This is a genomic window from Fontibacter flavus (assembly GCF_042432905.1).
Lineage (GTDB): Bacteria > Bacteroidota > Bacteroidia > Cytophagales > Cyclobacteriaceae > Fontibacter > Fontibacter flavus.
The window spans coordinates 1-3,798 of sequence record NZ_JBHLWI010000052.1 but is presented as its reverse complement, the minus strand read 5'-3'; the positions used below and the strand labels follow the sequence as shown (position 1 = coordinate 3,798).

The following is a 3,798-nucleotide window of genomic DNA, read 5'->3' as shown; positions in this document are numbered from 1 at the left end:
CAATTGCCAGTCTGATTTTTAAAAACTACCTTAGACATTGTTGTATTTTGTTCAACTCTAAAATAATAATTTTAGAGAAGATCAACAATAAAAAAAGGGTGTCTCGACTTTTCGGACACCCCCTAAATGTCATTTTTAATATTTTTTGAAAAAAGAATGATAAAAACAAAGTTTTAAAACACGAAAGTGATCACTGTCAAAAGGGCAAATGAAACTCCAATTACTTTTGAAATTTTACCACTAACAGCTGTTATGTAATGAACTGATTTTGCTGTTGAATCCGAAAAAACGATTTCTCCATTGTGGTCTTTATTGAAGAACCTGTAAATATTCACTTCTAGTTTTAGTTTTGTAGCCAATATTAAAAAAGCCAAAGCAATTATCCCGTTGATCAATAAAAATTTATTTTTTGAAAGATCTTTAATTCCTGAAAGGCTGAGAAAGTAATTATTTTCAATTGGCAGAATGGATGATTTCACAATATATGATTCCGAGATATATAAGTGTGGATCTGTTTCAATGAAAGCCTGCTTGTTATTATCCTCAGAAGGTTCAAATGAATTAATCTCTGTAACTGCCAAAATCCAGGTCATCAAACCTAGGCAGCATACAGACAGAAAGATTTTATTTAAACTTAACATATATTAAATATTAAGGGTGATGTTGGTGGGTAATTCGGGTGAAGAAACCGTCATGAAGTAATTAATAAACAGCCACTTATCCAAATTTTTTTTTTCAAATCATGTACGTTACAAAAACGTTAACACGAAACTTTGATTATTGTATGTGAAATTCGTTCAAAATTAAACTTTAGTTTAAGTTTTAATTTCAGCGAAGCATATTCCATTCTAAGTCCGGTAATTTTGGAGGAAATTTTAATTTCCATCGATACAATCATGCAAAAGATCAGATTCCGTTAAAACGAACCAATTGCATTGTATATAAATACGTATCAAATTCCATGCTATTTGTTTCAAAAAAATGAAAAATATTGGTACTTTAAGGTTTGTATTAAACGATTTTAAAAAATGGCAAATTATAATCTTCGAATCAACGGTGAAACTATCAAGGTAGATGTTGATGATGATACCCCCTTATTGTGGGTGTTGAGAGATCATTTGGGTCTGGTCGGCACGAAGTATTCCTGCGGAATTGCCCAATGTGGAGCATGTACAGTCCATATTAATGGAGAAGCCACTTATTCCTGTACCTTGCCGGTTTCCAGCATAGGTTCAGATGAGGTCACCACGATAGAAGGGTTGTCCAAAGAAGGGGATCATCCGGTACAAAAGGCTTGGGAAGAGGTGGATGTCGCCCAATGTGGTTATTGTCAGGCTGGCCAAATCATGAATGCGGCTGCTTTTTTAAAGAAAAACCCAAAGCCTACTTTAGAAGAAATCGAAAATGCAATGAACCGCAATTTATGTCGTTGTGGAACTTATCATAAAATAAGAGAAGCTGTAGCATTAGCTGCAAAAATTAAATAATCATGGAGAATTTTACGAAAACAAATAGAAGGGATTTCCTTAAGCTGGCATCAACTGTCACAGGAGGATTGTTTATTGGTTTCTATTGGTCGGGTTGTGATTCTCCAAAGATGAAGGTCTTGACTAATGAAGAGGTACTTTCCAAAGTACTTGATTTTAACGCTTATCTGTCCATTTCTCCTGATGGAGACGTGGTGATTTATTCGCCTAATCCTGAGTTGGGTCAAAATATTAAAACATCTTTCCCTATGATAGTAGCGGAAGAGTTGGATGCTGACTGGAAGAAAGTAAGGGTGCTTCAGGCTCCTTTGGATAATGAGAAATATGACAGACAACTGACTGGAGGATCCGGGGCAATGCCACATTCCTGGGAGAGGCTAAGGAAAGCAGGTGCAACAGCGAAATATCTTTTAGTGGCCGCTGCAGCGCAGAAATTGAATGTTGATCCCGGAGAATTGACAACCCAAAACGGGGAAATATTCCACAATGGAAAGAAAAAATTCCATTATGGGGAAGTAGTCAGTGAAGCTGCACAAATGACAGCTCCAGAGGATGTCAAGCTTAAAGATGTAAAAGACTTTACCCTGATTGGCACGCCTGTGAAAAACGTGGAAAATAAAGCCATGTTTACTGGTCAACCGATTTATGGGCTGGATATATATAGAGAAGGGATGGTCAATGCAATGATTCAGCGGCCACCTTTTGGTATGAAAATCAAATCTGTTGATGATTCTGCCGCAAGGTCAGTAGCCGGTGTGACTGATGTTGTGGTTTTTAAAAATAATGTTGCAGTGATCGGTGATTCTACTTGGCCTTTGATCAAAGCAAAAAGACAGTTGAGAATTGAATATGAACCGGATGGTGCGGTAGAAAGCAGTTTTGATCATGACAGAATCTTTAAAGAGCTGATGGCGAGCAAAAGTGCACAAGTAATGAGAAAAGATGGAGATGTGGAGACAGCATTTAAAAACGCCGCTCAAATTGTGACAGCTGAGTACCAATGTCCTTTCTTGTCCCATTCACCCATGGAGCCTCAGAACTTTTTCGCACATGTCAAAGGTGATCAGGTGGAACTCATCGGGCCAACACAGACTCCAGATAGAGCACGAATGGAAACAGCCCAGCTCTTGGGTATTCCGAAAGAAAACATCACCGTAGACATTACCCGATTGGGAGGTGGTTTTGGTAGAAGATTAAGGGCTGATTTCGTAGTAGAAGCAGCTGAGCTTTCCAAAATTTTGGATAAACCCGTAAAAGTGACCTGGAGTAGGGAAGACGATATGACTGGAGGTGCTTACAGACCTGCGGTAAGGTATCAGTTCTCAGCAGCTTTGGATAATCAGGGGAATATGATCGGCTATAAGCTTCGCGGCGTAGGCATCAATGCGGGTAATACGACCAGAGAAAATAACTTTCCTTCTGGTGCAATTGACAATTTACTCATCGAAAACCTTGAGCACAAATCTCCTATTACGACCAATGCCTGGAGAGCCCCCATTACCAATTTCTTGGCTTATGCGGAACAATCCTTCCTTGATGAGGTAGCTTTGGCTGCAAAAAAAGATCCGGTAAAAATGAGATTGGATCTTTTGGAAAGAGCCAAAAAGAATCCTGTAGGAGAGATCCACTATGATATTGATAGGATGATAGGTGTCATTGAAACAGCTGCTGATAAATCCAATTGGGGCAAAAACAAAGATGTCATGCAAGGCTTCAGTGTTTATTTCTCTCATAGGTCTTATGTCGCACAAGTGGCAGATATCGTGATGGATATCGGTCAGCCTGTTTTGAAAAAAATAACTGCTGCCACAGATTGCGGAATCGTAGTTCACCCAACCGGTGCAGACCATCAGGTAAGAGGGGGCATCGTGGACGGCATGGGACATGCCATGTTTACCAACATGACCTTTGAAAATGGTCTCCCTAAACAAAGAAATTTTGATACCTATAGGTTGATCCGAATGAAGGAAGTGCCTGAAGTAGAAGTGCATTACGTCGATAGTGGCTATGATCCTACTGGATTAGGAGAGCCTGCTCTTCCGCCAACAGGTGGTGCCATAGCAAATGCTATCTATGCAGCTACTGGAAGAAGGTTGAGAAGTCAGCCTTTTATCGAACAAAAAGAATTCTCCGATATCAGATTGCAGATCAGAAGAACGTAAGTTGCTTACATCCGGGATTAACGAAAGGGGGTGTCCGAAAAGTCGAGACACCCTTTTTTTATTGTTGATCTTCTCTAAAATTATTATTTTAGAGTTGAACAAAATACAACAATGTCTAAGGTAGTTTTTAAAAATCAGACTGGCAATTG

3 protein-coding genes are annotated in these 3,798 nt (G+C 39.0%); 2 read left to right on the top strand and 1 reads right to left on the bottom strand.

Translation table 11 applies throughout. The features are described 5' to 3' along the window. Positions 1–173: 173 nt before the first annotated feature. Positions 174–641: a hypothetical protein gene (locus ACFFIP_RS17080; RefSeq protein ID WP_382388951.1), complete on the bottom strand. Its 468-nt coding sequence runs from the start codon at positions 639–641 to the stop codon at positions 174–176. Between the two features lie 387 nt (positions 642–1,028). Here ACFFIP_RS17080 and ACFFIP_RS17075 point away from each other — a divergent pair, with 387 nt between their 5' ends. Next, positions 1,029–1,487 carry a (2Fe-2S)-binding protein gene (locus ACFFIP_RS17075; RefSeq protein ID WP_382388950.1) on the top strand — a complete coding sequence of 153 codons (459 nt, stop codon included), beginning with the start codon at positions 1,029–1,031 and terminating at the stop codon, positions 1,485–1,487. 2 nt (positions 1,488–1,489) lie between these two features. Then, positions 1,490–3,649, top strand: a complete 2,160-nt coding sequence (locus tag ACFFIP_RS17070; RefSeq protein ID WP_382388948.1) for a xanthine dehydrogenase family protein molybdopterin-binding subunit — start codon at positions 1,490–1,492, stop codon at positions 3,647–3,649. Positions 3,650–3,798: the final 149 nt, after the last annotated feature.

Bases quoted from the DNA above. Each gene is read 5' to 3' on its own strand.
- ACFFIP_RS17080 (WP_382388951.1), bottom strand. From the start codon at position 641: ATGTTAAGTTTAAATAAAATCTTTCTGTCTGTATGCTGCCTAGGTTTG.
- ACFFIP_RS17075 (WP_382388950.1), top strand. From the start codon at position 1,029: ATGGCAAATTATAATCTTCGAATCAACGGTGAAACTATCAAGGTAGAT.
- ACFFIP_RS17070 (WP_382388948.1), top strand. From the start codon at position 1,490: ATGGAGAATTTTACGAAAACAAATAGAAGGGATTTCCTTAAGCTGGCA.